General features: G+C 69.6%; 2 protein-coding genes. Both read right to left on the bottom strand.

What is annotated here, in order from left to right; all coding sequences use genetic code 11:
• The coding region (locus ACZ5CR_RS44235; protein ID WP_468869048.1) for a mobilization protein at positions 1–1,301 on the bottom strand (1,301 nt) is incomplete at its 3' end.
• Positions 1,302–1,305: 4 nt separating this feature from the next.
• Positions 1,306–1,734 (bottom strand): plasmid mobilization protein, encoded by a 429-nt coding sequence (locus ACZ5CR_RS44240; RefSeq protein ID WP_468869051.1) that lies wholly within the window; start codon positions 1,732–1,734, stop codon positions 1,306–1,308.
• Positions 1,735–1,863 lie beyond the last annotated feature (129 nt).

The following is a 1,863-nucleotide window of genomic DNA, read 5'->3' on the forward strand; positions in this document are numbered from 1 at the left end:
ATCTGCCCGTACGCGATCTGAAGGTGTACGAGGGCCTGCTCGGCGGCTGCTTCTTGCTGGGCGTGCTGGTGCGTGCGGTGCCAGTGCATCGCGAATGCCACCGCCGTGAGCGCGGTGTCCAGGAGCATCGTGAACCCGGACCCATCGCCGTCCACGGGCCTCTCACGCAAGATCGCTTGGACGCTGCGGCGCAGGACGCGGGCGCTGTCCAGGTCTGCAGCAATACGGGAGCGGGTGGCGCGTTCGAAGGTGAGGGCGGCCTGTTCCAGCTCGGTCCTCACCGCGGCCGGTGCAGTGATCGACAGGATGTCGAGTGTCGTGCCGAGCGCTACCAGTTGGCCTTGGCCGGTCGGGTCGGAACTGTTGATGAGGTGGTGGGGAATGCGCTCGGCGGCGGCTGTCGCCTGGTGCCACGGGTCACCCGGCCGGACAGCGATCGGCTCAGGGCTTGTGGTGGCGAGGCTCTTGCGGATCTTGGGCAGGGACAGGTCGGGGGCGAGGGTGGAGCCCGCGTAGAACACCGGCTCGCCCCTGACGTTGGTGTCGTCGGGCAGGGCGAAGTTACAGCCGAGTGCGTCGCCGGAGGGGCCGAGCTTGAGGCGCACCGTCACGCCTGTCGCCTCCAGCAGGGCGAGGAACTCGACCTCGTCGGATGCGGCGGCGACCGCGCGGCGAACCCGCAACCGGAGGACGTCACGAGTGGCGGCGTCTTGACCCAGGCGCTTGGCCTTGAAGTGCTCCTTGCTGGTGGGGCGTTTGGCGCCGGTTCCGTCGCCCTGCTTCAACCGCCTGAGCCCGTAGTCGAATTCGATATTGCGGGCCTCGCGTTGGACAGCGCGCTGGTCGTAGCCGCGCTCGGGGCGGCGGCCGTCCTGGCGTACGAGGGTGGCGGCGATGTGGATGTGGTCTTCGGCGTGGCGGACGGCGACCCAGCGGCAGGCTTCCTCGTCACCGTCGGGGGTGATACCGGCGGCGGCCACCATTCGGCGTGCGATGTCCGCCCACTGGGCGTCGCTGAGGATCGGGTCTTCTGGTGCGGCGCGCACGGGGCAGTGCCACACGGTGTCCTTGGGCGCCTTGTCACCCAGCATCTTCACGGGCTGGTCGAGCTGCGCGACGAGCTGAGCCATCGCGTCCTTCGCATCGCGGTGAGGGCTGCGGCCAGGGTTGGGGGCGAAGCCGTTCCAGGAGGCCACGAGGTGCGGGTCGATGTGTTCGTTAGCCCGGCCCTTGCCGAAGAGGTAGCCGATCGTGCGGCGTGTGGCGTCCGGGCCCGAGCCGAGAATGATCTTGGGTATCACCCGCTCACCGCCCCTCGGTGACCTGAGCGATGGCGGTGTCCAGCTCGGCGACTGACGCCTCGACGCGGTCCAGAAGCCGTTGGACGGTGTCGGGGTGGGGCCATGCGCCGTCCTTGTGGAGGTGCCAGGTGAGCTGGTTGAGGTTGTTGCCGATCTGGCCGAGCTGCCCGTTGGAGGCCATGAGCGCCTTGATCATGGCGCGGTAGTCGGCGACGGCTGCGGTGGGGTCGTCGGAGCGGGCGGCGGCGAGCGAGCACTCGGCCACGTAGCCACCGAGCGCCATGCGACTCAGGGCGGCGGCGTTCTGGACAAGGGCGAACTCGTCGTCGTTGTAGCGGGGGTGGACGCGACGATCGCGCAGCTGCTTGTCACGCAGACGGCGACGTTGCACGGGCTTGCGCGACGCGGACAGCGACGGCTTGCCGGTCCCCATCTCGGTCGGCTCCCCCGGGCCGGCCGACCCCGGTGCCGCCTCGGCGCCGGATGCCTCCGCCCCCTGTGGGGTGGAGGCCGGGTAAGGACTCCTTACCCGACAACTTGCTGCGCTGTTGGGGCTGGTGAT

The sequence above is a fragment of the Streptomyces sp. NPDC031274 genome, assembly GCF_055570235.1.

Excerpts from the sequence above, each read along its gene's own strand:
- ACZ5CR_RS44240 (WP_468869051.1), bottom strand. The coding sequence starts at position 1,734 with ATGGGGACCGGCAAGCCGTCGCTGTCCGCGTCGCGCAAGCCCGTGCAA.